The 24,275-nt window shown below is 67.7% G+C and carries 23 protein-coding genes and 3 pseudogenes; 19 read left to right on the top strand and 7 right to left on the bottom strand.

The annotated features are described in order from the left end of the window. Nucleotides 1–36: 36 nt before the first annotated feature. Nucleotides 37–312: pseudogene (locus tag FA743_RS20620) on the bottom strand (response regulator); the annotation flags it as partial. A gap of 53 nt (nucleotides 313–365) precedes the next feature. On the opposite strand from FA743_RS20620, the gene FA743_RS11865 reads away from it, so the two are divergent. Beyond that, nucleotides 366–1,088 carry a thermostable hemolysin gene (locus FA743_RS11865; RefSeq protein WP_136886324.1) on the top strand — a complete coding sequence of 241 codons (723 nt, stop codon included), beginning with the start codon at nucleotides 366–368 and terminating at the stop codon, nucleotides 1,086–1,088. After that, on the top strand, nucleotides 1,085–1,672 hold the full coding sequence (locus tag FA743_RS11860) for a hypothetical protein (RefSeq protein ID WP_169308870.1): 588 nt from the start codon (nucleotides 1,085–1,087) through the stop codon (nucleotides 1,670–1,672). The genes FA743_RS11865 and FA743_RS11860 overlap by 4 nt, the downstream gene beginning before the upstream one ends. A gap of 27 nt (nucleotides 1,673–1,699) precedes the next feature. Here the strand turns inward: FA743_RS11860 and FA743_RS11855 are convergent, their stop codons facing one another. From FA743_RS11855 to FA743_RS11840, 4 genes and pseudogenes are all read right to left on the bottom strand, one after another. Continuing rightward, nucleotides 1,700–3,160, bottom strand: a complete 1,461-nt coding sequence (locus FA743_RS11855; protein WP_169308869.1) for a LuxR C-terminal-related transcriptional regulator — start codon at nucleotides 3,158–3,160, stop codon at nucleotides 1,700–1,702. 453 nt (nucleotides 3,161–3,613) lie between these two features. Then, nucleotides 3,614–3,964 (bottom strand): hypothetical protein, encoded by a 351-nt coding sequence (locus tag FA743_RS11850; protein ID WP_136886321.1) that lies wholly within the window; start codon nucleotides 3,962–3,964, stop codon nucleotides 3,614–3,616. A gap of 150 nt (nucleotides 3,965–4,114) precedes the next feature. Further along, nucleotides 4,115–4,280: pseudogene (locus tag FA743_RS11845) on the bottom strand (IS3 family transposase); the annotation flags it as partial. 175 nt (nucleotides 4,281–4,455) lie between these two features. After that, entirely contained in the window at nucleotides 4,456–5,817 is a 1,362-nt protein-coding gene (locus FA743_RS11840; RefSeq protein WP_136886320.1) for a DUF2254 domain-containing protein, read from the bottom strand. A gap of 409 nt (nucleotides 5,818–6,226) precedes the next feature. Here FA743_RS11840 and FA743_RS20330 point away from each other — a divergent pair, with 409 nt between their 5' ends. From FA743_RS20330 to FA743_RS11830, 3 genes are all read left to right on the top strand, one after another. Continuing rightward, nucleotides 6,227–6,487, top strand: a complete 261-nt coding sequence (locus FA743_RS20330; RefSeq protein ID WP_169308868.1) for a ferritin family protein — start codon at nucleotides 6,227–6,229, stop codon at nucleotides 6,485–6,487. Between the two features lie 16 nt (nucleotides 6,488–6,503). Beyond that, nucleotides 6,504–6,836: an HIRAN domain-containing protein gene (locus FA743_RS11835; RefSeq protein ID WP_169308867.1), complete on the top strand. Its 333-nt coding sequence runs from the start codon at nucleotides 6,504–6,506 to the stop codon at nucleotides 6,834–6,836. A 61-nt stretch (nucleotides 6,837–6,897) separates the two neighbouring features. Further along, nucleotides 6,898–7,896 carry an alpha/beta fold hydrolase gene (locus FA743_RS11830; RefSeq protein ID WP_136886318.1) on the top strand — a complete coding sequence of 333 codons (999 nt, stop codon included), beginning with the start codon at nucleotides 6,898–6,900 and terminating at the stop codon, nucleotides 7,894–7,896. A gap of 40 nt (nucleotides 7,897–7,936) precedes the next feature. Here FA743_RS11830 and FA743_RS11825 read toward each other — a convergent pair whose 3' ends face one another. After that, nucleotides 7,937–8,206, bottom strand: coding sequence for an FAD-dependent oxidoreductase (locus FA743_RS11825; RefSeq protein WP_136886317.1), 270 nt, complete (start codon nucleotides 8,204–8,206; stop codon nucleotides 7,937–7,939). A gap of 132 nt (nucleotides 8,207–8,338) precedes the next feature. Here FA743_RS11825 and ku point away from each other — a divergent pair, with 132 nt between their 5' ends. From ku to FA743_RS11760, 13 genes are all read left to right on the top strand, one after another. Further along, nucleotides 8,339–9,196 carry a non-homologous end joining protein Ku gene (gene ku / locus FA743_RS11820; protein ID WP_136886316.1) on the top strand — a complete coding sequence of 286 codons (858 nt, stop codon included), beginning with the start codon at nucleotides 8,339–8,341 and terminating at the stop codon, nucleotides 9,194–9,196. Then, nucleotides 9,196–11,616 carry a DNA ligase D gene (gene ligD, locus FA743_RS11815; protein ID WP_136886315.1) on the top strand — a complete coding sequence of 807 codons (2,421 nt, stop codon included), beginning with the start codon at nucleotides 9,196–9,198 and terminating at the stop codon, nucleotides 11,614–11,616. The genes ku and ligD overlap by 1 nt, the downstream gene beginning before the upstream one ends. 356 nt (nucleotides 11,617–11,972) lie before the next feature. After that, entirely contained in the window at nucleotides 11,973–12,734 is a 762-nt protein-coding gene (locus FA743_RS11810) for an EAL domain-containing protein (protein WP_136886314.1), read from the top strand. Nucleotides 12,735–13,335: 601 nt separating this feature from the next. Beyond that, entirely contained in the window at nucleotides 13,336–14,499 is a 1,164-nt protein-coding gene (locus FA743_RS11805; protein ID WP_136886313.1) for a transporter substrate-binding domain-containing protein, read from the top strand. Next, nucleotides 14,496–15,152 carry an ANTAR domain-containing response regulator gene (locus FA743_RS11800; protein WP_136886312.1) on the top strand — a complete coding sequence of 219 codons (657 nt, stop codon included), beginning with the start codon at nucleotides 14,496–14,498 and terminating at the stop codon, nucleotides 15,150–15,152. Before FA743_RS11805 ends, FA743_RS11800 begins: the two co-directional genes overlap by 4 nt. Nucleotides 15,153–15,202: 50 nt before the next feature. Further along, complete coding sequence (locus tag FA743_RS11795; protein ID WP_246054944.1) at nucleotides 15,203–16,387, top strand: urea ABC transporter substrate-binding protein; 1,185 nt, start codon at nucleotides 15,203–15,205, stop codon at nucleotides 16,385–16,387. Between the two features lie 72 nt (nucleotides 16,388–16,459). Further along, the gene (locus tag FA743_RS11790) at nucleotides 16,460–17,332 is read left to right on the top strand and encodes an ABC transporter permease subunit (RefSeq protein ID WP_136886310.1); all 873 of its coding nucleotides are present in this window, start codon (nucleotides 16,460–16,462) and stop codon (nucleotides 17,330–17,332) included. Next, nucleotides 17,329–18,426: an ABC transporter permease subunit gene (locus FA743_RS11785; RefSeq protein WP_136886309.1), complete on the top strand. Its 1,098-nt coding sequence runs from the start codon at nucleotides 17,329–17,331 to the stop codon at nucleotides 18,424–18,426. The genes FA743_RS11790 and FA743_RS11785 overlap by 4 nt, the downstream gene beginning before the upstream one ends. Next, nucleotides 18,423–19,142 carry an ABC transporter ATP-binding protein gene (locus tag FA743_RS11780; protein WP_136886308.1) on the top strand — a complete coding sequence of 240 codons (720 nt, stop codon included), beginning with the start codon at nucleotides 18,423–18,425 and terminating at the stop codon, nucleotides 19,140–19,142. The genes FA743_RS11785 and FA743_RS11780 overlap by 4 nt, the downstream gene beginning before the upstream one ends. Continuing rightward, on the top strand, nucleotides 19,135–19,848 hold the full coding sequence (locus FA743_RS11775) for an ABC transporter ATP-binding protein (protein ID WP_136886307.1): 714 nt from the start codon (nucleotides 19,135–19,137) through the stop codon (nucleotides 19,846–19,848). The genes FA743_RS11780 and FA743_RS11775 overlap by 8 nt, the downstream gene beginning before the upstream one ends. A 32-nt stretch (nucleotides 19,849–19,880) precedes the next feature. Next, a complete protein-coding gene (locus FA743_RS11770) occupies nucleotides 19,881–20,867 on the top strand; it encodes an acetamidase/formamidase family protein (RefSeq protein WP_136886306.1) in 987 nt (328 codons plus the stop codon). A 10-nt stretch (nucleotides 20,868–20,877) separates the two neighbouring features. Next, the gene (locus tag FA743_RS11765; protein ID WP_136886305.1) at nucleotides 20,878–21,624 is read left to right on the top strand and encodes an SDR family NAD(P)-dependent oxidoreductase; all 747 of its coding nucleotides are present in this window, start codon (nucleotides 20,878–20,880) and stop codon (nucleotides 21,622–21,624) included. Next, nucleotides 21,621–23,174 carry an amidase gene (locus FA743_RS11760; RefSeq protein WP_246054943.1) on the top strand — a complete coding sequence of 518 codons (1,554 nt, stop codon included), beginning with the start codon at nucleotides 21,621–21,623 and terminating at the stop codon, nucleotides 23,172–23,174. Before FA743_RS11765 ends, FA743_RS11760 begins: the two co-directional genes overlap by 4 nt. Nucleotides 23,175–23,181: 7 nt before the next feature. Here the strand turns inward: FA743_RS11760 and FA743_RS11755 are convergent, their stop codons facing one another. After that, entirely contained in the window at nucleotides 23,182–23,589 is a 408-nt protein-coding gene (locus FA743_RS11755) for a MarR family winged helix-turn-helix transcriptional regulator (RefSeq protein WP_136886304.1), read from the bottom strand. A gap of 62 nt (nucleotides 23,590–23,651) precedes the next feature. Here FA743_RS11755 and FA743_RS11750 point away from each other — a divergent pair. Next, a pseudogene (locus FA743_RS11750) lies at nucleotides 23,652–24,158 on the top strand (transposase family protein); the annotation flags it as partial. Between the last annotated feature and the right edge of the window lie 117 nt (nucleotides 24,159–24,275).

Below are 24,275 nucleotides of genomic sequence, written 5' to 3'. Positions count from 1 at the left end.
ATCATAGGGTTTCACGACATAATCGTCCGCCCCCGCATTCAAGCCCGCGATGCGCTCACTGATCTGGTCGCGGGCCGTGGCGATGATCACCGGCACGCGGTTGCCCGTCCGACGCAGATCGCGCAGCAGCGTCAGCCCCGATCCGTCCAGCAGCGCCAGATTCAGCAGGATCGCGTCGAACACGGCCACGTCCAGCGCCGCCCGCGCGGTCCCAAGATCAAGCGCATGATCCACCGCATGACCCTGAGCGCGCAGGAACCGGACCAGCGCATCGGCGATATCGGCCTCATCCTCAATCAGCAGGACACGCATGCGCTTCTCCTCTTGCTTGCCTGCAGACATGGCGGGACGCAGGTGCCGGATCAATGGAAATCGCTATGTCACAGCGTCGTGATGTCCTCGCGCGGTGCTGTAAGCCTGCTGCAAGCTTCGGGCGTCAGGTGGGGGCACGAACCTCGCAAAGGCCCCGCCATGCACGCACTGCGCCACCCCTCGGACCACGCCATGCACATGCAGATCCTGTCCCCGCCGGACCCCGGCTGGCAGGCCGCAGCCCTGATGATCCAGATGCATTTCCGAGACACGCATGGGGCCACCATGACCCTGCCCGCGGTCCCGCTGGCCGTGGCGCGCTCGGCCTCGGGCGCGGTCCTGGGGCGGCGGGGCTGCGTGACGGGGCGCATGGGTTCTTTTCGCAGGTCTATCTGGACCGTCCCGTGGCGCGGCTGCTGGCAGAGCGCAGCGGGCGCAAGGTCCGGGACGCCGACATCCTTGAGGTCGTGTCGATGGCCTGTCCCCGCCCGATCGCCACCCTGCCGCTGATCGAGGCGATCGCCGCCGAGGGTCGTCTGCGCGGCAAGACCTGGGGCCTGTTCACCGCCACCGCCGCCTTGGTCGCCCTGCTGCAGCGGACCGGCGTTCCCCTGCTGCCCCTGGCCCCCGCGCGATCCCAATGCCTGCCCGATGCGGCGTGCTGGGGCCGCTATTACGAGACCGACCCCTGGGTCTGCGCCCTGCAGGAGCGGGCAGAGCCGCTGCGCTTCATGCCCCGACCGTCCCGCGCCCCGCACAAGGTTTCCGTTCGATGACACCGATCTTCGACGCCCTCGCCCGCCATGCCCGCCAACGGCCCGATGCGCCCGCCTTTCGCGACGGCACCCGCCAGATCAGCTGGGCCGACCTGGCCGAAGCCGTGAGCCGGAGCGCTGCGGGCTTCGCCAGCGGCCCCCGCACGGTGGGCCTGCGCCTTGCCGGTCTGGACTATGTCATCGCGGATCTGGCGGCGACCCTCGCGGGGCGGCGCGTGGTGCCGGTGCCGGGCTTCTTTTCCTTCGGGCAGCACGGAGGCGATGACCGAGGCGGTGACGACCGCGGAGGCGACGACCGGGGCACCGACGATTATGGCGGGCGGGGCCGGGGGCGCAATGACCAGCCCTCGGGTACGGCTGGAGGTGGCTCGGCGGGCGGCGGGGCGGTCGGCGGCGGGCAGGCCGGGTCTCGCCCGACCGAAATCGAGCGCTCGGCCAGGGGGATCGAGGTCACCTATGCCGATGGCTGGCGCGAAGAGCTGGAATACGGCCGCTATGAACTGAAGGACACCCAGGGCCGCACGGTGGTCGAGCGGACGGCGACCGGTCAGGATGTCGAGCGGTTGTCCTCGTTCAGCCGCTGACACGCGGCCCGGCGGATGGCGCGGCGGCTAGCCGGTGCGCCATTCCCTCTGCGCCAGCAACGCCGCCTCGGTGCTGTTGCGCAGGTGCAGCTTTTGCAGGATCTGCGTCATGTGATGCGTGATCGTCCGCTCCTGCACATCGGTGCGGCGGGCGATCTCCTTGTTGGACAGCCCTTCCGAGACCAGGCGCAGCACCTCCTCCTCGCGCGGGGTCAGCAGGGCGAGGCCATCGCGCAAGGAGGATGCGGGGCTGCGCAACCGCGCCAGCATCCGCGCGGCCAGCGAGGGTGCGACATGGCTTTCGCCCTGCATCACCGGCTCCAGCGTGGCGACCAGCTCGGCCCCGCCGATGCCCTTGAGCAGATAGCCGCGCGCGCCGCCCTCCAGCGCGGCAAAGACCGCATCGCCATCCTCTGAGACCGTCAGCATGACCGTCACGCGCAGCAGCGCGACCCCGCCCTCCAGCCGCACGGCCATCCCCGCGCTACCGGCATGGCGGGCGGCGTTGTTCAGCCCCTCCTGGACAAAGCGGAACAGGCAGATGCGCAGCCCCGGCGTCAGGGAAGGATCGCCGGCGGCCTCCGCCACCAGGGCGACGGGGGTCGGGCAGCGCGCCTGATGCGCCTCGATGGCCAGCCGCAGGATGCTACCTGCGGGCAGATGCGACAGCTCTGGCAAGACCAGCCCGCGCGCGATCTGGCGCAGCCCGCCCTCGGTCGTGGCGGCGGCCCGGCCCGCCGCCTGCTGAACCCACAGGCGCAGCTGGCCATTGTGCTCCGACAGGCGGCGCATGTCGGCCAGCCGGCGGTCCAGATCGCGGCGCTGGCGGTCGATGGTATGGCTGCCCTGACGCACGATCGCGTAAAGGATCAGCCCCAGGGCCAGCCCGCCCCCGCCCACCCCGGCCAGTGCCATGGCCCGCGCCGCCGACAGGTCGGCCTTGAGCGCGGGATCGGCGACATACAGTTCGGCCACGGCGATGATCTCTCCGGTCCAGTCGGCGCGGATCGGGCTGTAGATCTTCAGCAGCGGCACGCTCAGGGCGTGTTCGGCAAGATCCTCCTCCTCGAAGATGGCGGCGATGCGGCCGGACCAGGCCTGCGCCAGTTCCTCGGACGGGGGAAAGCTGCGGCCGATCAGGTCGGGGTTCGAGGCGGCGATGACCAGCCCGCCCTGGGCCAAGACCTTGTAGGACAGGATGCGGTCGCCCATCACGGTGGCCGGCAGTACCTCGGACAAGGCGCGGCGCATGGCGGGGGATGGCGCGGTTCCGGCGACGTGATCCTCGACCAGCGGATGCAGGAAGCTGTCCATGTACAGCGCCGCCGCCGTGGCCGTATTGCGCACCACCACCTGGCGGATGTGGTCGGTCAAGAGCCAGCCCGCAAGTCCCATGAACACCGACAGCACCAGCCCGCCCACCACGGCAAAGCGGGTCGCCAGGCTGGCCCTGGTCCAGAATCGGCGGATCGGGTGACGAAGGTCCATGCCGGACCATCCCCTGTTCATGGCGCCCTGGCGACTGGACGCAGGTACAGCAAGGGCCATGCGGATGCGAGGCCGGGCTGCGTTCGGTCGGGGGACATGCGCGGGCTGGGGCATGCGGCCGTCCGGTGACGGCTGCCGCCGGACCCTGGGTCTGACGCACCGCGCCTGCGACCTCGGGGTCGTCCTTGAAACGGGGCCGCCTCACTTTGGGCGGCGGAACGGCAGAATTTGGGCGCTGGACGGGCACTTGCGCAAACGCTTAGATCCAAGCAATCCCTGGGGTCGGTCTGGCCATCGGCGAACCGTCGGCACGAAACAGGTCAATCGCAGTGCGCAGAGCTTGCCCAGTTGTGTCCCGGTGTCCGGATGATGATCCGACGAGGCGGCGCCTTGGCGGGGATGTCGCGATTGTCGGGTCTTCGAGACCCTTGTCTTCAGAATGCGTGGGCGACATCAGCGCCGCCTGCTTCGACGGCCCAGCCAGCTGCCTGCGGTTGATGCGATCATGGTCGGGACGGCCAGCGCGCCCAGCAGGACCAGCCCGAAGGCAGACATCGGCCCGAGACCTGCGAGCATCAGCATGACCGGAAACTGCGACAGCGTCAGAACCAGACCCGCCAACCACCCGCGGCTGTCAAATCGGAACCCGATGATCCCTGCCAGAAGACCAGAAGACGGGTAGGCGATCGTCCAATACGCCTCGGCATCCCAAGGTTCTCGGGTGCCCGCGAGAAGGCAGACGAGCAGCCAGAAGCTGCTGCCAAATGCCAGCAAGGCGAAACATGGTGCGACCACCCGGGGCATCCTCAGAGCCTTTCCGCGTTGCGATCGGAGAGACGGTTCGCGGGGAACATGGTCTCGCCCTCATGACCCGGTTTGACGTGGCGCCTGCGGCAGAGCCGGCGCGTGTCGACATTGAACCGCACCAGGTTTGCCGGGGTAGATTTAGGTAAGTTATGCGGCCATGGCCTCGATTTCCAGAGCTGCGGAGACGTTGGCCTCGGCTTCAGCGGGCGTTTGCGATGGGCTCTGGCAAGCGCCGGTTGTTGAACCAGTCCACCCACTTGAGGGTCGCGTCTTCCACGGCCTCGAAGTTGCGCCACGGACCGCGGCGGTGGAACGCTGCAGATCGGCCTTGTCCATCGGGCTCGGACCGAGGGCGCCTCGATGGCCAGGCCCCGTGCGCATCGCGGTGCGCGTCGATGAACCCACCCTCACTTCGACCGGCGGGCGCAACCTGCGACAGATCCGATCCCGTCGGCCGGTCCCGCTCTCTGTCCGCAGCCCTTTCCTGCCTAGCCCAACCCCTGCTCTCCGGCGGCGCCCTCCCGCAACGCGTCCCTTGCCGTGCGGCCATGCTGTTCGATATCGTCAAGATCCGCCATGTTCGGGATCGTGCGCCGCGCGTCGTCCAGGATGGCATCCACCTGATCACGGAGGGCGGTGCGCTGCTCGGATGTCCGGACGCAGAACGAGATGGCGTGCATCGATTTCAGCAGCTGGATGATGACCAGCGGCGTGTGGGTGCTGTTCTGCCGGATCTGACTGAAGGATGCGTTCAGCAGAAGAGCATAGGTCGGGCGCGGGCAGATGACGCGCAATCGGCCGTCCTGGTCCTGAAAGACGCCGGGGGGCACCGCCTTGCCCAGCAGCTGCGACCATGATGCGGACAGGCGGTGAATGACCGCGACGGCCGTATAGGGATCATTGATCCCCGGAGAGAGGGCCCGGACCGCGATCTCCACCAGATGGCGGATCGAGAATTCCAGATCCTGCGCGGGTGTCCGGTGCACGCCCAGCCTGATCGTCCCGGCGATCCGGCGCGCCAAATCCTCGGTGGCCTTGCCCTTCGGATAGATCCCGAAGCAGCGCCCGTCCTGAACCGCGAAATTGCCCGCCCGCAGATGCAGTCCCACGATCACGTCATGCGACCTGGCCAGATCGGTGAGACCCTCGAAATCGATGGCCTGCACATATCCGGACCTTTCGGTGCCATGGAAGGCGGCGCGATCCGCGAAATCCTCGGGCAGCGCCGCTTCGGGGTCATCCGCCTGGCCAAGCGGAGGCAGTTGCGCGATCCCCTGGTCCAGTTCGTGGCCCACGGCCTCGATGAGGCTTTCCGAGATGATCGAGTTCGCCAGCACATGGATGTAAAGCACCAGCAGCGCGACGCTGACGACGGTCAGCACCGTCGCGATCGTCACGGACAGATAGGCGGATGACGCGGCCTCGTCCTGCGACGCGAGGGACGCCAGCAGCAGCAGGCAGTAGATGATCGTCAGCACGAACGCGCCCAGGACGAACTGCGTCTGAAGGCGCCCCATGAAGCTTCGGATCAGTCGTGGCCCGAACTGGCTCGCCGCCAGCGTCAGCACCACCATCGTGATCGAGAAGACGAGGCTGGCCATGGTGATCATCGAGGTGAGGATCGTGGCAAGGAAATCGCGCGCCTCGTCCGGTTGGCTGACATAGATCAGGCGGGGAAAGCCGCCCTCCGGCCCCTGGCCAAGCCAGGTATCCGCCGCGATCGCCGCGATCACCAGGATCGGCGCCAACCCTCCCATCAGCGAGGGCAGGAACCACAGGCTGGTCCGGACAGAGTCCCAGACCGCGCGGACGGCGCTTCCGCGCGGCAGGGTCAGGGTGCTGCGTGTCATGTCGGTCGTGGCACCCTTACGTTTTGACTATCTGCAGTGTCCCGCCCCTCGCGACCCCGGCGTGCATCATGTCGGATGCACTGTCGGCACTTGGCGATTACGGGCAGAAGGATGGCCCTCATGGTCTTGGGTCGTCAGGCTGTCCGCGTCCATGACACCCATGTCGACCTTTCGTCATGGCGGCTCTCAAACAGCCGGCGCCTGCAAATGTTCCCGACATGGACGCCGGTCCGATCAGGACAGGCCCGGCGCGCGATGCGGCGACCGGGCGGATCCGCTCGGCGTCTAGGAACAAAGCCCCGACATGCTGGTTCGGACCGTCGGTGAGCTGACGCGGTGCCATGCGCGCGGTCACCCGGCGGGGGCAGTCGCCCGTGTCGGCATCCGCGTCTCAGCGATGGAGAACCCCATGTTTCCCACGGACAGCACGCCTCGATACCCCGCGCGCACCGACACGCCCGACCTCCTGTTTGCGCCCGCCGTGGACAAGGCGATCGCGGGCGTCGAGGGCCAGATCCGCGCCGCCCTGAAGTCGTCCGTTCAGGCGCGCGGTGCCCGGTTCCGCAGCCCGCCGATGACCAGAGCACCCGAAGAGGTCGTCCATGTTGAAATACGGTCCGATCCGGACGCCGCGCGGCCCGCCAGCGGCGCGCGATCGGGCCGGAGGTGAGATGATGGAACGGCGCATGATGCTTGGCCTGGCCCTGACGGCCGCCATCCCCTCGGCGGCCTTGGCGGGCCGCATCCGTCCGGAGCCCATCGAGGTGCTGGACACCTACCTTGCCAATCCGCCGCCGGACAGCCGGGCACAGGTCGCCGGGCAATCGCTGCGCCTGCGACGGGTCCATGACTGGCGGTTCGACCCTGCGGCGGTCGCCGTGGAAACCGAACAGGGGCAGCGCCTCGGCTATCTGCCGCCCCGGCAGGCCGAGGTGTTGTCGCGGCTGATGGATCACGGGGCCCAGACCTCGGCCCGTGCCACCGGGTCCGGGCGGATCCGGGTCCTTCTGCACCTGTGACCCCCATCTGCGCCGCCCGGCAAACGGGGCGGCGGTCCCTTCCTGCTGACGGAGACAGAGCATGACCAGACATTTGCCGCCGACCGCCGCACCTGACCGGCATTCCCCGCCGGGGCCGCGATGGGGGGCAAGGCGTCTGGCCGCGATCGCCGCCGTCCTGACCGTGTCCGCCCTGGTCAATCATTGCCTCGCCCGACGGGCAGAGGCGCAGAACCCGCCGACGGGGCGCTTTCTGGACGTGGACGGCGTGCGTCTGCACTATGTCGAGGTCGGCGACGGTCCAACCCTTGTGCTGCTGCATGGCAACGGCAGCATGATCGCGGACTTCGTCTCCAGCGGGCTGGTGGGTCTGGCGGCCCGGACGCATCGCGTCATCGTCTTTGATCGCCCCGGCTATGGGCACAGCACCCGGCCCCGGGGGCGGGTCTGGAGCGCGGATGCGCAGGCGGATCTCGTCAGCGCGGCTCTGGGGCAGATGGGGGTCACGGGGGCCGTCGTGCTGGGCCATTCCTGGGGCGCGTCCGTGGCGGTCGCGCTGGCGCTGAGGCATCCCGGCATCGTGCGCGGCCTCGTGCTGGCCTCGGGTTATTACTACCCGACGCCGCGGCTGGACATGCTGCTGATGGCGGGTCCGGCCGTGCCCGTCCTGGGCGACATCCTGCGCCATGCCGTGGCCCCGCTGACCAGCCGGCTGGTCTGGCCCCTTCTGCTGCGCAAGATCTTCGGCCCGGCACCGGTGCCCGCGAAGTTCGGCGGCTTTCCCATGGAGATGGTCGTGCGTCCGTCGCAGTTGCACGCATCGGCGGCAGAATCCGCCCTGCTGATCCCCATGGTCGCCGCCACCGTGGCCCGCTATCCGACCCTGACCATGCCGGTCGTCATCGTCGCCGGGTCCGAGGATCGCCTGATCGATCCGGACGCGCAGTCCGGGCGGCTGCATGATGCCATCCCCCATAGCAGCTATCATCCGGTCCCGGGCAGCGGTCACATGGTGCACCAGACCGATGCGGCCGCCGTCATGCGGGCCATCACCGAGGCCTTCGCGCGTGCCAAGGCCTGACCGGGTCGCTTGGCCCCCCAAGCAGTCCGCGTGGCGGCGGTCAGGATCTGGATGCGGACAGGTCATCGTGGATCGCGCTCGCGGCCACGGCGCCCTGTCCCGTCGCGACGGCGATCTGGTCGATCCCGTTCGGGACGTCGCCGATCGCGGAGACACCGTCCAGGCTGGTTCTCTGCATGGCATCGATGGCGATATGGCCGTTGTCATCCAGATCGACGCCAAGGGTACCCGCCGGATCGGCGCGCGGGGTCGTGCCCAGGGCCACTGACATCGTGTCGAAAGGCCGGGTTTCCTCGTTCTGCAGGGTCATCAGGATTTCCGTTTCGGACAGGGCATAGTCCCTCGGGGGGACTGGGGATCGGTCTCCCTGTCACCCGCCGCATTGCGTTGCCCCCCGGTCCGGTGCAGTCTGACCCTCACCGCCGCCAACCCGGAGATCGCCATGGCATCGCGCGCCGTCTGGAAGGGTCAGCTGCGCCTGTCCCTTGTCGCCATTCCGGTGGAACTGCATCCCGCGACCAAATCGGGCGCGCGGGTGTCGTTCCGCCAGATCCACGGGCCCTCCGGCAAGCCGGTGCGCTATCAGAAGACGGTGGCGGGGCTGGGCCCGGTCAAGGCCGAGGACATCCTCAAGGGCTATGAGGTCGAGGGCGGCGACTATCTGCTGCTGGACCCCGAAGAGATCGACGCGATCAAGCTGGACACCCGGAAGACGCTAGAGTTGGTGCAGTTCGTCGACCAGTCCGAGATCCCGCCGCTGTACTACAACAAGCCCTATTACGTCGTGCCCACCGACGATCTGGCCGAGGATGCCTACCGCGTCGTCCGCGACGCCCTGCGGGCCGAGAAGAAGACCGCGCTTGGCCAGTTGACCATGCGGGGCCGCGAATATCTCTGCGCGATCCGCCCCTGCGGCGACGGGCTGCTGCTGGAGACGCTGCGCTACGAGGACGAGATCCGCGAGGCCGAGCCGCTCTTCGCCTCGATCGAGGACGGCGCCAGCGACGCGGACCTGCTGGAAGTCGCCACGCAGCTGATCCGGCGCAAATCGTCGCCGTTCGACGCGGAGGCGTTCCGGGACCACTATGACAAGGCCCTGCGCGACCTGATCCAGGCCAAGCGGAAGAACCGCAAGACCCCGCGCGCCAAGGCGGGCGACGATGACGAGGCGCGCCCCTCAGGCGGGAACGTGGTCGATCTGATGTCGGCGCTGAAGGACAGCCTGAAAAAGGACGGCGGCAAGCCCAAGGCGGCAAAGAAACCCGCCCGCAAGCCCCGCGCCAAGCCGAAATCCGCCTGATGGCGGGCCTTGGCATCTATCTGGACAAGCGCGATTTCGGCGCCACGCCCGAGCCGTCCGACGATGGCACGCCCTCGCGCCTCGGGCTGCGCTATTCCATGCAGAACCACGACGCCACGCGGCTGCACTGGGATCTGCGGCTGGAATGGGGCGGCGTGCTGCTGTCCTGGGCGGTGACGCGGGGGCCGTCGCTGGACCCCGCCGACAAGCGGCTGGCGGTGCGGACCGAGGATCATCCCCTGTCCTACCTGACCTTCGAGGGGCTGATCCCCAAGGGCCATTACGGCGCGGGCACCGTCCTGCTGTGGGACCTGGGCTGGTGGCAGCCCTTGGAGCCCGCCGCGCGCGGCCTGTCCAAGGGGCACCTGAAGTTCCGCCTGCACGGCCAGCGGATGACCGGCGACTGGAACCTGATCCGCATGAAGGGCCGCAAGGCGTCGGATGCCAAGCGCGAGAACTGGCTGCTGGTCAAGATCGACGACGAGGCGGCGCATCAGCGCGACCCCGTGGCGCGCCACAGGACCAGCGTGGCCTCGGGGCGGACCTTCGCGGCGATCCGGGCCGACAAGCCCGCCGCCCTGCCCGTGCATCCGGGCGCCCTGCCCCGGCACCAGCCGGTGCAGCTGGCCACGCTGACCGACGATCTGGCCGACGCCGGTGCCCATTGGCACGAGCTGAAGCTGGACGGCTATCGCGCGCAGGTGGCCCTGGGCCAGGGCGGGCCCCGCATCCTCACGCGCGGGGGCCATGACTGGACCGACCGTTTCGCCGAGCTGCTGCCCGCTTTGCGCGACCTGCCCTGCAAGGCCGCCCTGCTGGACGGAGAAATCGTCGCGGGCGGCGGCCTGCAGGGCTTCGGCACCCTACAGGATGCGATCAAGGCGGGCGGGCCGTTCCGCTATGTCGCCTTCGACCTGCTGCATCTGGACGGGCGCGACCTGACCGCCCTGCCCCTCACCAAGCGGCGCAAGGCGTTGGAGAAGCTGCTGCGCCCCCTGCCGCCGATGGGCGCGGTAACCCTGTCGCCGATCATCCACGGCCAGGCCGACGAGGCCTTCGCGATGATCTGCGGCATGGGCGGCGAGGGGGTGATCGCCAAGCGCGTGGATGCCCCCTATCGCGGCGGGCGCAGCCGCGACTGGCTCAAGATCAAGTGCCGCCGGCGGGGCGAGTTCCTGATCGTCGGATGGCAGGCCAGCGACCGCCGGGGGCGGCCCTTCGCCTCGCTGGCCGTGGCGGACCGGCAGGGGGAGGCGCTGGCCTATCTGGGCAAGGTCGGCACCGGCTTCGATGCCGAGGCGATGGCGGATCTGGCCCGCCGCATGGCGCCGCTGGTGCGGGGGACGGCCCCGCTGAAGGTCCCGCGCCGCGAGGCGGCGGGCGTGACTTGGATCGCGCCCGAACTGCGCATCGAGGTCGACTATGCCGAGACGACCGCCCAGGGCCGCCTGCGCCATGCCGTCTTCCTGGGCCTGCGCGCCGATCCGCCGTCCGAGCCCTGCCCCCCGGTACAGGCCCGGAAGGACCGCCCCATCACCGCCGGGATCGCGATCAGCAGCGCCAACCGGGTGATCTTCGACAAGCCCCGCCTGACCAAGGCCGGGCTGGCCGACTACTACGCCGCCGCGGCCCCCCTGATGCTGCCCGAGCTGGCCGACCGCCCCCTGTCCCTGCTGCGCCTGCCCGAGGGCATGGCGGGCGAGCGGTTCTTCCAGAAGCACCCCGGCAAGGGCTTTCCCGACGCGCTGAGGATCCAGGCGATCGCGGACAGCGCGGGCGAGACCAGCCCCCATGCCTATGCGACCGATGCGGCGGGGATCGTCGGCGCGGTGCAGATGGGCACGGTCGAGTTCCACATCTGGGGCGCACGGCGCGACCGGCTGGACCGGCCCGACCGTCTGGTCTTCGACCTGGACCCCGACGAGGGGCTGGGCTTCGCCGCCACCCGCCGCGCCGCGCTGGACCTGCGCGACAGGCTGGACGGTCTGGGTCTGGCGTCATGGGCGATGCTGTCGGGCGGCAAGGGCATCCATATCGTCGTGCCGCTGCGCCGCCAGGCCGGGTGGGACACCGTCCGGCTGTTCAGCCGGGGCGTGGCCCTGCTGGCGGCGCAGTCCGAGCCCAAGCGCTTCACCGCCGAGATGTCCAAGGCCCGCCGCAAGGGCCGCATCTTCATCGACTGGCTGCGCAACGAACGCGGCGCCACCGCCATCGCCCCCTTCTCGGTCCGCGCCCGCCCCGGCGCCCCGGTCGCCTGCCCGGTCAGCTGGGACGAGCTGGCGCGGATCCGCAAGGCCTCGGCCTTCTCGACCGAGGCCGCGCTGGAGCGGGCTTGGGCCGACGTCGTCCCGCCGGACCCGCAGGGGCTGACGGCGCGGGTCATCAAGGCGTTGGAACATGCGCTGACGCGGGGGAGCTGAGGCGATCCGACCGGCCTGTCAGATGTGCTTTAGAAAAGGGACGATTGCGTCACCCTCACGCGGCACGGTGGTGTCGTCGGGGTCATGGTCGTGCCGCCTGTCGCAGCGGCCCATTTGCCGCGTAGGTAGATGTCGCGACGCCCAGGTTGACTTGCAGCAGAATACATCAGACGCGGGATCTGCGGTCGCTTTCGTGCCGGATAAACGGGCTTGGCGCACCAGCGGACCCTTCCTTGCGCCTGATGGATTTGTCTGCTCTTTTAGGCTTGATCGGGGCCTGATTTGCAGACAGTGTAAACTGTTCTGTTCACAATCGCCGATCCGCACCCTCCTCCCCAACGCGAAAGTCCCCTGCCATGCCCAGCACGTGCCACGGCTGCAAGGACGGGGCGGCCTTCGCGCTGCCCTTCTCCATGGCCTTCCAGCCAATCGTCGATATCGGCGCCTCGCGCATCTTCGCGCATGAGGCGCTGGTGCGCGGCCCGAATGCGGAAGGCGCCCAGAGCGTGCTGTCTCAGGTCACCGAGGCGAACCGCTATGCCTTCGACCAGCAGTGCCGCTCCAAGGCGATCGAGCTGGCGGCGGGGCTGAACCTGACCGACGGCCCGGCCCTGCTGTCGATCAACTTCATGCCGAACGCGGTCTACGAGCCGCGCGCCTGCATCCGCCAGACCCTGATCGCCGCCGAGCGCTTCGGGCTGCCCCCCGAGCGGATCATTTTCGAGTTCACCGAGTCCGAACAGCTGGACACGGCCCAAGTGCTGAACATCCTGCACACCTATCGCGGCATCGGCTTCAAGACCGCGATTGACGATTTCGGCGCGGGCTATGCCAATCTGGGGCTGCTGTCAGAATTCCAGCCCGACATCGTCAAACTGGACATGGCACTGATCCGGGGCATCGACCGCGATCCGGTGCGCCGCGCCATCGTCACCAACCTTGTCGGGCTGTTTCGCGACCTCGACATCACCATCATCTGCGAGGGCATCGAGACCGCGGCCGAGTTCGACGTGCTGCGCGATCTGGGCGTCGAACTGATGCAGGGCTTCCTGCTGTCGCGCCCGGTCTTCGAAGGCTTCGGCGACCCTTTCCCGGGCCGACCGGCGGGCCGTGCATGAGCATCGCCACCGGCAACTCGATTCAGCCCGATGATCTGCATAGGCTGACCCGCCAGGATCAACGTCCAGACATCGTCCCGGGCACGCGCCATCGGAAAACAGCTCGGCGTTGATGCCCCACGATCCGGTATCGACATCACGGATGTGGACGGCGGTCTTTGGAGCCGCGCATGCTTGGGAACGGTGTAGAGCCCGTGGCCGACAGCCTCGTAAGCCGGCACTCATCGGGTCATGCAGTGCCGCTACGACGACGCATCGTTTGACCGCCCCAATGTTCAGGTCATCCCCGACACCAACGGCGGTTCCCGTGCATCTGAGACGGGACCGACACAGGACACTGCGTGCCAGATGTGCCGTTCGCACCTTTTCCCTGCCCCGTCTGCCAAAAAAACCAGCATCCATGACTGTCGGCTCATATGAGGAAATGCCAGGTCATTTTTGATTGACAAACCCCTGCTCCGTCTGGCGTCCTTAGGGTCAGCCTCAACGATGCGGCTTCGACCTGAATTCCTGAACATAGCGCATGATGCGCACGGCAACATGGCCTCCTTGAGCGATAATCCTGTCGCCATGGGGGCTTTTTGTATGGTGGGACCCGGCGATGACAAGACGGCAGCTGGACATCGGTATCGTGCTTTCGACCACGGGATCCTACGCAGCCGTCGGCCGGTCGATGCGCGCCGGCGCGGACCTGGCCATCGCCGAGGTGAATGCCGACCGACAGGCTGGCGTCACGCTGCACCCCGTGGCCGTCGATCCCGGAGGCGTGCAGTCCGCCTATGGCGAGGCCATGCAGGCATTGCTGGTGGACCGGGGGCTGACCCACGTCCTTGGCTGCTACACGTCCTCCAGCCGCAAGGACGTGCTGCCGCTGTTCGAAAAGAACGACTCCCTGCTGTGGTACCCGTCCCATTACGAGGGGTTCGAGACCAGCGAGAACGTCGTCTATACCGGCGCGGCCCCCAATCAGCACATCATCCCCCTGGTGCGCCATCTGCTGTGCCATCACGGCAAGCGCGGCTGGCTGGTCGGCTCGAACTACATCTGGGCGTGGGAAAACAACCGTATCCTGCGCGAGGCCCTGTCCGAGGTCGGCGGCGCCGTCATCGGAGAGCGGTATTTCCCGGTGGGCGAGACCGATCTGCGGGCCGTCGCCCGCCAGATCGTGTCGGACCGGCCCGATTTCATCTTCACGACGCTAATCGGAAATTCCTGCTACGAGTTCTTCCGGCTGCTGCGGGCCGAAGCGGCGGCGGCAGGGATCGACCAGCCGCGTGCGCTGCCCATCGCCAGCTGCAGCCTGTCCGAGGCGGAACTGCCGATGATCGGGGACAGCGCGGCGGGGCATCTGTCCTCGTCGGTTTATTTCTCGACCATCCGGTCGGAGGCGAACGACCGCTTCACCGCGCAATGGGACCGCCGTTATGGGCATCTGGGTCGGGCCTGCGCGGATGCCGAAGCCGCCTATATCGCCATCCATCTGCTGGCGCTTGCCGTGGCAAAGGCCGGGTCGACGGGCTTTGCCGACGTGCGTGCAGCCCTTGGCGGCATCCGGTTCGCGGCGCCGCAGGGGCTGGTCACGGTCGATCCCGACAACCTGCATTGCTGCCTGCGCCCGCGCATCGGCCGGTCGACCGATCACGGAACCTTCGACATCCTGCACGAGGATCCGGCCCCCGTCTGGCCCGACCCCTATCTGGTCTGGGCCAGCGTCGGCGACATTGCCCCCCGGCAGGCCCCCGGCCACCTGCGGGTGGTGCGATGAAGGGCGCGATCACCAAGAATTTCCGTGGCCTGCGGGCGCTGGTGATCCATGCCGAGGATGCCAACCGGCAGATGCTGGTCGGCGTGCTGGGCAGGCTTGGCCTGGACGTGCGCAGCATCGACCCGCAGGACCCGGCCCTGCCTGACGCGCTGGCGGGCAGCGACATCGTGCTGGCCGACTTGGTCACCGAGGGGCTGCCACCCCGCACGGCGCCGGACGCCCTGCCCTGCATCGCGCTGATCGGCAGCGAGGCGCCCAGCCAGCTGGCCCGTGTCGTGGCCCAGGGCTGCGCCAGCCACATCATGAAGCCGATCCGCAGTTCCGGGGTGTTCACTGCCCTGCTTCTGGCGGTGAACGAGCACGACCAGCGTCGGAAGGCGGATCGCGAGATCCACAGCCTGCGCCAGCGCATGGCGGGGCGCCGGATCGTCACCCGGGCGGTCTTGGACCTGATGCTGGCGCATGGCCTGAACCATGATGACGCATATGAACGGCTGCGGCTGGCCGCCATGAACCGGCGCCTGCCCATCGACGAACTGGCGCGCGAGCATCTGGCCCGGGCCCCTCATGCCGCGGAGCCTTCCGCGCATTCTTGGGTCCCCGCCGAAGACCGCCCCGACACCCCGGCCCCCAACAGGAGAATGACCAGATGAGACAGTCACCGAACCGCCCTCTGCTTGCCGCTCTGCTGACAGGAACCATCATGGCTGGGCAGCCCGCCCTGGCACAGGACGGCCCGATCAAGATCGGCGTCCTCGAGGACCAGTCGGGCGATTTCGCCGCCGCCACCGCCGTCAAGGTCCATGCCATCGAGCTGGCCACCAAGGAGATCAACGATGCGGGCGGCATCGACGGGCGCCCGATCGAGCTGGTGGTCTATGACACCCAGTCCGACAACCGCCGCTATCAGGAATTCATGCGCCGGGTCCTGCAGCAGGACGAGGTCGATGTCGTCTTCGCGGGCTTTTCCTCGGCCTCGCGCGAGGCCTATCGGCCCATCGTGAACCAGTTCGACGGGCTGGCCTTCTACAATAACCAGTACGAGGGTGGCGTCTGCGATGCCAACATGATCGTGACGGGCGCCGTTCCCGAACAGCAGTTCTCGACCCTGATCCCGTGGATGATGGAAACCTACGGCCCCAATGTCTACACGCTGGCGGCGGATTACAACTTCGGCCAGATCTCGGCCGAATGGGTGCGCCAGATCGTCGAGGAGAACGGCGGCACCATGGCGGGCGAGGAATTCATCCCGCTTGGCGTGTCACAATTCTCGCAGACCATCCAGAACATCCAGCAAAGCGAGGCCGACTTCGTGGTGACCCTGCTGGTCGGTGCAGCGCAGGCCTCGTATTACGAACAGGCGAATGCCGCCGATGTCGGGCTGCCGATGGCGTCGTCCGTCAACGTGGGACAGGGCTACGAGCACAAGCGCTTCACCCCGCCCAGCCTTGCCGACATGTATGTGACGACGAACTATATCGAGGAGATCGACAGCCCCGCCTCGCAGGATTTCGTCGAGCGCTTCCGCGCCATGTTCCCCGACGAGCCCTATATCAACCAGGAAGCCGCGAATTCCTATATCGGGATCAACCTCTACAAGCAGATGGTGGAACGCGCGGGCAGCACCGATCACGACGCGATCCGCGCGGTGCTGGCCGAGGGCGATGTCTGCTTCGACGGGCCGTCCGGCAATGTCTGCCTGGACCCGAAAAGCCAGCACATGTCCCACACCATCTTCCTGGCCAAGGTCGAGGATGACCATTCGATCACCTTCCCCGAGACATGGGAGAACATCGAGCCCTACTGGCTGGGCGATGCGGGCTGCGATCTGACCCAGAACGATCCCAGTGCGCAATACACGCCCTCCAGCCCGCCCCCGGCGCCCTGACACGGACCCTCGGGCGGGGCCGCGCCGGTCCCGCCCGGATCCCCCACCCATCCATCGACGGAGGCGCGGCACGTGGAGTTCTTCACGGCGATCTTTTCCATCACCTATCAGTTCGGCGATGCCTTCGCCTTCCTGGTCATCTCCTGCGCCGGGCTTGCGGTCATCTTCGGGATGATGGGGGTGATCAATCTGGCGCATGGTGAATTCATCATGTGCGGCGCCTATGTCACCGCCGCGACCGCGCGGGCGGGGCTGGCCCTGCCGATCGCGATCCTGTGCGGGGCGCTGGCGGCGGCGGCCATCGGGATGGTCCTCGAGCGCACCGTGATGCGGCATCTGTATCACCGGCCCATGGACAGCATCATCGCCACCTGGGGGATCAGCCTGATCGCCACGCAGGGCGTGCTGATCCTGCTGGGGCCGACCATGCAGGGGGTGGGCACGCCTTTGGGCAGCATGGCCCTGGGGGATCGGTCCTATTCGCTTTACCGGCTGGTGCTGTTCGCGGCGGCGGTGGGGCTGCTGGGCGGGCTCTATCTGCTGTTCTACCACACCCGCTTCGGCGTGATCGCCCGCGCGACGATCCAGCGGCCCGCCATGGCGCGCGCGCTTGGGGTCGACACGCGGCGCGTCTACGGACTGACCTTCGGCCTTGGTGCCGGGCTGGCGGGGCTGGCGGGCGGGCTCTACGCGCCGACGATGACGATGGTGCCGACCATGGGCGCGACCTTCATCGTGGAAAGCTTCGTGACCGTGGTCGTGGGCGGCGCGGACATCTTCCTGGGCGCCGCCCCTGCCGCCGCGATCCTCGCCATCATCAAGGCCAGCCTGACCGCATGGTATGGGCAGCTCTTCGGCCAGATCGGCCTGCTGGTCGCCGTCATCGTCGTCATCCGGATCATGCCCGGCGGATTGTCCGCCGTCGTCAAGCGGTGGCAGCGATGAGCCGCGCCGAGGCGCTGGACGCCCTGGCCGCCCCCGCCCGGTCGCGCGCCCGCCAGTGGCTGTCGCGTCTGGAGGGGCCGCAGACCATGGGCCGCGGCCCGGCCTTCTGGGTCGCCATGGCGGCGGTCGTGCTGGCTGCGGCCGTCTATCCGCTGTTCAGCAACGATTATACGGTCGGCAATGCCGCCTACTTCCTCGTCTGGACCTTCATGGCGATGGGGCTGGGCGTGGTCTGGGGATATTGCGGCGCGCTGAGCTTCGGGCAGACCGCGTTCTTCGGGCTGGCGGGCTATGCCTACGGGGTCATCACGATCAACATCGGATCGGCCTATGGGCTGACATGGCTGGCGCTGATCCTGTCGGTGGGCCTTGGCGCAGCATTCGCCCTGCTGATCGGCTATTTCATGTTCTATGGCCGCATCAAGGGCGTCTTCATCGGCATCGTCACCCTGTCCGTCACGCTGGTGCTGGAGACGTTCATGGCGCAGACCGCAGGCCCGCAATGGGCCATCGGGACGGCGCGGCTGAACGGATTCAACGGCATGTCCGGCATGCCGCCCCTGACGGTGCCGTGGTTCGGCGGGGACGTGGTCCTCTATTCCGGGACGGCGCTGTATTACGTGCTGCTGGCGATGGTGGTGATCGTGTATCTGGGCCTGCGCATGCTGCTGAACGCGCCCTTCGGCAATGTGCTGGTCGCCATCCGCGAGAACCCCGAACGGACCGAGATGCTGGGCTATGACATCCGCCTGTACCAGATGCTGGCCTTCGGGTTGGGGGGCGCTCTGGCCGGGCTGTCGGGCGCGCTTTACACGGCCTGGGGGCAGTACATCACACCCTCCAGCATGGGGCTGACCTCGGCGGCGCTGCCGATTGTCTGGGTCGCTGTCGGCGGACGGCGCGACATCACCGCGACGCTCCTGGGCAGCGTGCTGGTCATCGCAGGGTTCCAGGCCCTCACCATCTATGGCAGCCAATATGCGCTGGTCGTGATGGGCGCGCTTCTGGTCTTCACCGTCATGGTCACGCCCGATGGCGTGGTGGCGACGCTGATGCAGCGCCTTGGGCGCATCTTCGGAAAGGCCGGGCGATGACCCAGATCCTGCAGGTCAGCAAGCTGAACAAGCGCTTCGGCGGCGTGACCGTCGCCCGCGACATCGACTTTGCACTGGACGAAGGCGCGATGCATTGCCTGATCGGACCGAACGGGGCGGGCAAGTCGTCCTTCTTCCGGCTGCTCTTGGGCGAACATGCCCCCGACAGCGGCACGATCACCTTTCGCGGCCGCGACATCACCCCCCTGCGGTCCTTCCAGCGCATCCGCGAGGGGATCAGCGTCAAGTTCCAGGTCCCCGGCATCTTCAAGGCGCTCAGCGTGCGCCAGAACCTTCAGATCGCCTTCCAGCACCATCTGCACGGCGCCAGCCTGACCGAGACCGTGCGCCGGGTGCTGGAGTTCACCAGCCTGACCGCCGAGGCCGCGACCCCGGCGGGCGTGCTGTCCCACGGCCAGCAGCAATGGCTGGAGATCGGCATGGCCGTGGGTGTCGAGCCGCGCCTTCTGCTGCTGGACGAACCCACGGCGGGCATGTCCCCCGACGAGACCCGCAAGACCGGAGAGATGCTGCACGACCTGAACGCGCGCGGCATCACCATCCTGGCCGTCGAACATGACATGGCCTTCGTCCAGCAGATCGCCCACAGCGTGACCGTCCTGCACATGGGCGCCATCTTCGCCCAAGGCAGCATCGACCAGATCACCGCCCATCCCGGTGTGCAGGAAATCTATCTGGGGGCCGCAGATGAATGACACCGTCCTTTTGCAGACCACCGGCCTGTGCAGCGGCTATGGCGGCGAACAGGTCCTGCAAGGCGTCGACCTGACCCTGAACGAGGGCGAGATCGTGGCCGTCATCGGCCGCAACGGCGTGGGCAAAAGCACCCTGATGCGCACGCTGATCGGGTTGTTGCCCGCCAGCGGGGGCAGCATCCGCTTTGGCGGACAGGACGTGACGCAGGATGGCGCCAACCACCGCGCCCTGCAGGGCATCGGCTATATCCCGCAGGGCCGCGACGTGTTCCCCGACCTCAGCGTGCGCGAGAACCTGATGGTGGGCGAGGTCGCGGGCGCAGGGCGTCCGGCCCCCGACTACGACCTGATCCACCGGTTCTTCCCGATCCTCAAGGACCGCGCCCGGCAGCGGGCGGGTACCCTGTCGGGCGGCCAGCAGCAGCAACTGGCCATTGGGCGGGTGATGGTCAGCCATCCCCGCCTGATGCTGCTGGACGAGCCGTCCGAGGGCATTCAGCCCTCGATCATCAAGGATATCTCGCGCAACATGCGCGAACTGAACGCGCAGACGGGGGTGGCAGTGCTGCTGGTCGAACAGAACCTGGACCTGATCGTGTCGATGGCACAGCGGGGCTATGTCATGGAAAAGGGCCGCATCGTGGCCACACTGGGGCCGGACGAAATATCGTCGCGCGACGCCGTGCGGCGGCATCTGACCATCTGAGCGCGCAAAACGAAAAGCTGGAAGGAGCAAACATGAGTTGGCTGGACACTTCGATCATGGCGCGCAAGGGCGTCGCCAAGGGCCGGGCGGGCGACCGCCACACCATCACCATCGCCGATCAGGGCAAGTTCCACTATGTCTACGGCCCCTATGTCCAGCCGGTGCTGGAGGTCGATCCGGGCGCGGTGGTGACGGTCGAAACCCATGATGCGTTCGAGGGCAAGATCACTTCGGAAAGCGACAAGCCGTCCGAGATCCTGAACTTTCCGTTCCTCAATCCGCAGACCGGGCCGATCCATGTGCGGGGCGCGGAAAAGGGCGATGCGCTGGCGGTGCGGATCATCTCGATCACGCCGCGGGGCGCGCAGCCGGTGGGCACCACCTGCCTGATCCCGGAATTCGGCGGTCTGGTCGGCACCGGCAACACCGCGATGCTGAACGCCCCCCTGCCCGAGAAGGTCAAGAAAATCGTTGTGGACGAGGGCGGCGTGCATTGGTCCGACACCCTGACCCTGCCCTATGAGCCGTTCATCGGCACCATCGGCACCTCGCCCGAGATCGAGGCGATCTCGTCCCTGCAGCCCGACTATTACGGCGGCAACATGGACTTGCCGGATGTGGGGCCGGGCGCGATCATCTATCTGCCGGTCAACACGCCGGGCGGCTATCTGTATCTGGGCGACTGCCATGCGATCCAGGGCGACGGAGAGCTGTGCGGCGTCGCGCTGGAGATCCCCGCCACGGTCGAATTGCAGATCGACCTGATCAAAGGCCATGGCAACAGCTGGCCGCAGTTGGAGACCAAGGAGATGATGATGTTCATCGGCTCGGCCCGCCCGCTGGAGGATGCCTCGCGCATCGCCTATCGCGAGCTGGTCCGCTGGCTGGCGGCCGAGACGGGACAGTCCGAGGCCGACGCCTATATGCTGCTGACGATGTGCGGCAAGGTCCGCTTGGGCAACATGGTCGATCCGAAATACAGCGTCGGGGCATCGATCCTGAAGCGCTATGTGAAGTGAGGGGCAGACAATGGATCTTGGACTGACGGGCCTACGGGCCGTGATCACCGGCGGCAGCAAGGGCATCGGGCGGCGCTGCGCCGAAATTCTGGCGGCAGAGGGCGCGCAGGTGGCGATCTGCGCCCGCACGCAGGCCGATGTCGATGCGACAGCCGCCGATCTGGGCGTGCGTGGCACGGCGGTCGACGTGACCGACAAGGCCGCGCTGGAGGCCTGGGTCAGCGAGAGCGCGCAGGCGATGGGCGGCATCGACATCGTGATCGGCAATGTCTCGGCCCTGGCGGTGGCCGATGACGAGGCCGCGTGGCAGGCGGGCTTCGACACCGACATGATGCATTCGGTACGGCTGGTGAATGCCGCGATGCCCTGGCTGGAGGCGTCGAAGGCGCCCTCGATCACGCTGGTGTCCTCGGTCTCGGGGCGAGAGATCGATTTCACCGGCGCGGCCTATGGCGCCTTCAAGGCGGCGCTGGTGCATTACGCGCAGGGGCTGGCCTTCAAGCTGGCGCCCAAGGGCATCCGGGCCAACACCGTCTCTCCGGGCAACACCTATTTCGAGGGCGGCATCTGGCAGCAGATCGAGACGGGCAACCCCGACCTGTTCGCCACCGCCCTTGGCCTGAACCCGATGGGCCGCATGGCCACGCCCGAAGAGATCGCCCGGGGCGTGGTGTTTCTGGCCAGCCCCGCCTCCAGCTTCACCAGCGGCACCAATCTGGTGATCGACGGGGCGCTGACCAAGGGCGTGCAGCTGTGACCGGGGCACCGCTTCCGATGTCCAAGGCCGATCCCCTGCAGGATCTGGACGGGCTGACCATCGGCGCCATCCGCGACGGCCTTTGCGACGGGACCTTCACCGCCGAGGCGCTGGCCGAGGCGCATCTGGCGCAGATCCGGCGGCTGAACGGCACTGTCAACGCGATCATTTTCGAGAACCAAAAGGCGCTGGAGACCGCGCGCGACATCGACCGCAGGCTGGCGGCGGGCGAGCCCATGGGACCTCTGGCCGGGGTGCCGGTCGTGGTCAAGGACCCGATGGACATGGTTGGATTTCCGACCACGGCGGGGTGGCGGCTGCTTTATTCCGGGACCGGCGGGGTCGATCTGATGCCCGCCACCGACAGCCCGGTCGTCGCCCGGATACGCGCCGCGGATGCGGTCATTCTGGGCAAGACCAACGTCCCGGTCCTCAGCCATACCGGCAGCCATGCCAATGACAGCTGGGCGGGACCGACGATCAATCCCGTGATCCCCGACCGGGTGCCGGGCGGGTCCAGTGCGGGAACGGCGGCGGCGGTGGCCGCCTGCATGTGCGTGGTGGGATTGGCCGAGGAAACCGGCGGCTCGATCCAGAACCCGGCCTCGGCGCAGGGGCTGGTGGGGATCAAGCCGACCATCGGGCTGGTGCCCAATGCGGGCGTGGTGCCCCTGTCGGCCAATCGCGACGTGGTCGGCCCGATCGCACGCACGGTCACGGATGCGGCCCTGTGCCTGGACGTTCTGGCAGGCTACAGCGCCGAAGACCCCAAGACCCTGGCCAGCACCGGCAAGATCCCCGCCGGCGGCTATGCGGCGGGCCTGTCGGCCGAGGGGCTGCGGGGCAAGCGCATCGGTCTGTACGGACCGGGCTGGCGCGACCAGCCTCTGTCTGCGGAAACGACCGACCTCTATCGGCGCGCCTGTTCGGAGCTGGAGGCCGCCGGGGCGATCCTGATCGCCGACCCCCTTGCCGGGACCGGATTCGCGGATCTGCGCCAGCCGACCGGACCCTTGGCCAATTTCGATGCGCGGGGGATGGAATCGGTGGCCTATGACATGGGCTGCTATCTGCGGCGGCTCGGACCGGATGCGGCGCTGAAGACCTTTGCCGAATTCGCGCAGGCCACCGCGGCCGAGGACGCCTTCGGCCCCGGCGGCGTGCTGTCCTATTTGCACAGCCTGCCCGATTTCCGGGCCGCGATGGAAGACCCCACCCGTCCCCCCGCCCTGCCCGAATTCATCGCCCTGAAGGCCAGCTATCTGCGCATCATCGACGCCGTCTTTCATGATCACCAGCTGGACGCGCTGGCCTTTCCGCAGATGCGTCAGGAACTGCCACCCCTGCACGGGACCGAGACGATCCAGGAAACCACCGTGGGAGAGCTGAACATCGCGGGTCTTCCCGGCGTCACGGTTCCGGCGGGCCATTACGCCTCGGGCGCGCCGTTCGAGCTGATCTTCGTAGGCCCCCTCTGGTCCGAGGCGGCGCTGCTGTCACAGGCCCATGCCTATGAGGTGGCGACGCGGCATCGCCGTCCGGCGCTCTGAGGCGATGTCAGGACAGGTCCAGATCCAGCAGGATGCGCGTGATGCGCGACAGCTCGACCTGGGGAAGGGCCTGGGCGATATGGTCGTCATGAGCGGTGCTGATGTTGCGCAGATCGCGACCAAGCGCGATGCCCTTGGGGGCAAGGGCAACCATCACCTTGCGGCGATCCTTGGGGTCGGCCCGCCGAAAGACCAGCCCCTCGGATATCATCCGGTCGATGATCTTGGTCAGGGTCGCGGGCTCGACAACAACCCGCGTGGCCAGCGCGCCCATGGGCGAGGGGCCGTCCTGTTCCAGCGCCTTGAGAACCCGGAGCTGTTCGATGGCAAGGCCGCCGGGCTGAAGTCGGCGCGCCAGATCATCCTCGACCATCCGGTTGGCGCGGGCGATCAGATAGCTCAGTTCGTCGGTCATTCCGCGTGCTTGATCCGACGGTTTGATGGTGCGATCCTTTCTCAGGAATGGAAGGATGCCCTATGGGACAAGCTCGTCACGGAAGCGCCACGACCAAGCACGCTGTCAGAGCTGCAATAATGAGGGCTGGCCGGCCATCGGTCCGAGGGTCGGCCCGAATGATGGCAAGCTTCGCTCGCGACGCTGAGCCGGGACCTTGGCATCAACCTGAAGACTGTTGCGAAATGGCGCAAGCGCCAGACGGTTGAGGATCTCAGGACCGGGCCGAAGGAGCCGCGCACGACGATCCTGACCGAGGCGGAGGAGGCGACAATCATCGCTTTCCGGCGGCACACGCTGCTGCCGCTGGAGTTCAAGCGTCAAGCAAACGATCCGGGGGATCGTTTGCGGCGCCGAACGCCTCTCTGCCCTGCAGCCATCTATCCCGATCTGACGCGCTCGGCACTGCATCGGTGCCCGGCACGCGTCACGGTATCTCTTGACTGCTTGACATGGGAGGCGACAAGCCGAAGCGGCAGAGGTTCAAGCGCTACCCCATCGGCTCTTTCCATATCGATATTGCCGAGGTGTTCAGTCCCGGCATCTGGTGGATCGGGTTCAGGATGAATCTGTCTGGCTCGGATGTCCAGATCCTGCAGATGTATTCGGAAGGCGTGAGGGCCAGCCATGGTCCGCCATCGGTCCGA

It is taken from the genome of Paracoccus gahaiensis, assembly GCF_005048225.1.
GTDB classification, from domain to species: domain Bacteria; phylum Pseudomonadota; class Alphaproteobacteria; order Rhodobacterales; family Rhodobacteraceae; genus Paracoccus; species Paracoccus gahaiensis.
The sequence above is the reverse complement of the archived record's forward strand: the minus strand, read 5'-3'. Positions and strand labels throughout refer to the sequence as shown.

Excerpts from the sequence above, each read along its gene's own strand:
- FA743_RS11830 (WP_136886318.1), top strand. The coding sequence starts at position 6,898 with ATGACCAGACATTTGCCGCCGACCGCCGCACCTGACCGGCATTCCCCG.
- FA743_RS11860 (WP_169308870.1), top strand. The coding sequence starts at position 1,085 with ATGACACCGATCTTCGACGCCCTCGCCCGCCATGCCCGCCAACGGCCC.
- FA743_RS11855 (WP_169308869.1), bottom strand. The coding sequence starts at position 3,160 with ATGGACCTTCGTCACCCGATCCGCCGATTCTGGACCAGGGCCAGCCTG.
- FA743_RS11775 (WP_136886307.1), top strand. The coding sequence starts at position 19,135 with ATGAATGACACCGTCCTTTTGCAGACCACCGGCCTGTGCAGCGGCTAT.
- FA743_RS11770 (WP_136886306.1), top strand. The coding sequence starts at position 19,881 with ATGAGTTGGCTGGACACTTCGATCATGGCGCGCAAGGGCGTCGCCAAG.
- FA743_RS11800 (WP_136886312.1), top strand. The coding sequence starts at position 14,496 with ATGAAGGGCGCGATCACCAAGAATTTCCGTGGCCTGCGGGCGCTGGTG.
- ligD (WP_136886315.1), top strand. The coding sequence starts at position 9,196 with ATGGCGGGCCTTGGCATCTATCTGGACAAGCGCGATTTCGGCGCCACG.
- ku (WP_136886316.1), top strand. The coding sequence starts at position 8,339 with ATGGCATCGCGCGCCGTCTGGAAGGGTCAGCTGCGCCTGTCCCTTGTC.
- FA743_RS11835 (WP_169308867.1), top strand. The coding sequence starts at position 6,504 with ATGATGCTTGGCCTGGCCCTGACGGCCGCCATCCCCTCGGCGGCCTTG.
- FA743_RS11765 (WP_136886305.1), top strand. The coding sequence starts at position 20,878 with ATGGATCTTGGACTGACGGGCCTACGGGCCGTGATCACCGGCGGCAGC.
- FA743_RS11805 (WP_136886313.1), top strand. The coding sequence starts at position 13,336 with ATGACAAGACGGCAGCTGGACATCGGTATCGTGCTTTCGACCACGGGA.
- FA743_RS11825 (WP_136886317.1), bottom strand. The coding sequence starts at position 8,206 with ATGACCCTGCAGAACGAGGAAACCCGGCCTTTCGACACGATGTCAGTG.
- FA743_RS11840 (WP_136886320.1), bottom strand. The coding sequence starts at position 5,817 with ATGACACGCAGCACCCTGACCCTGCCGCGCGGAAGCGCCGTCCGCGCG.
- FA743_RS11850 (WP_136886321.1), bottom strand. The coding sequence starts at position 3,964 with ATGCCCCGGGTGGTCGCACCATGTTTCGCCTTGCTGGCATTTGGCAGC.
- FA743_RS11795 (WP_246054944.1), top strand. The coding sequence starts at position 15,203 with ATGGCTGGGCAGCCCGCCCTGGCACAGGACGGCCCGATCAAGATCGGC.
- FA743_RS11755 (WP_136886304.1), bottom strand. The coding sequence starts at position 23,589 with ATGACCGACGAACTGAGCTATCTGATCGCCCGCGCCAACCGGATGGTC.
- FA743_RS11785 (WP_136886309.1), top strand. The coding sequence starts at position 17,329 with ATGAGCCGCGCCGAGGCGCTGGACGCCCTGGCCGCCCCCGCCCGGTCG.
- FA743_RS11810 (WP_136886314.1), top strand. The coding sequence starts at position 11,973 with ATGCCCAGCACGTGCCACGGCTGCAAGGACGGGGCGGCCTTCGCGCTG.
- FA743_RS20330 (WP_169308868.1), top strand. The coding sequence starts at position 6,227 with ATGTTTCCCACGGACAGCACGCCTCGATACCCCGCGCGCACCGACACG.
- FA743_RS11780 (WP_136886308.1), top strand. The coding sequence starts at position 18,423 with ATGACCCAGATCCTGCAGGTCAGCAAGCTGAACAAGCGCTTCGGCGGC.
- FA743_RS11865 (WP_136886324.1), top strand. The coding sequence starts at position 366 with ATGGAAATCGCTATGTCACAGCGTCGTGATGTCCTCGCGCGGTGCTGT.